General features: G+C 49.2%; 1 protein-coding gene. It reads left to right on the top strand.

The window, feature by feature from the left end:
- Positions 1-236: hypothetical protein (locus tag SB749_RS20900; protein WP_410712005.1), on the top strand; the 236-nt coding region annotated here is incomplete at both ends.

The following is a 236-nucleotide window of genomic DNA, read 5'->3' as shown; positions in this document are numbered from 1 at the left end:
CTAGTGGAGCCCTGACGGCACTGGAGTCGTTGCAACTGAAAGGCTCTGACATCGGTAATAATGCCGGAGTGATGGCATCTGATGGTCTGCTCGACATTAATGCTGACAATATTGATAACACCGGCGGTGCGTTGCAGGCGAAGGCAATACAGCTGAACAGTCAGCACAATGTGAATAACTCAGCAGGAGCTATTAACGGACAAGCTGTGGATTTAAGTGCCACTGCGCTTAATAAC

The sequence above is a fragment of the Brevibacterium sp. SIMBA_078 genome (assembly GCF_046534565.1).
Taxonomy (GTDB): Bacteria; Actinomycetota; Actinomycetes; order Actinomycetales; family Brevibacteriaceae; genus Brevibacterium.
The sequence above is the reverse complement of the archived record's forward strand: the minus strand, read 5'-3'. Positions and strand labels throughout refer to the sequence as shown.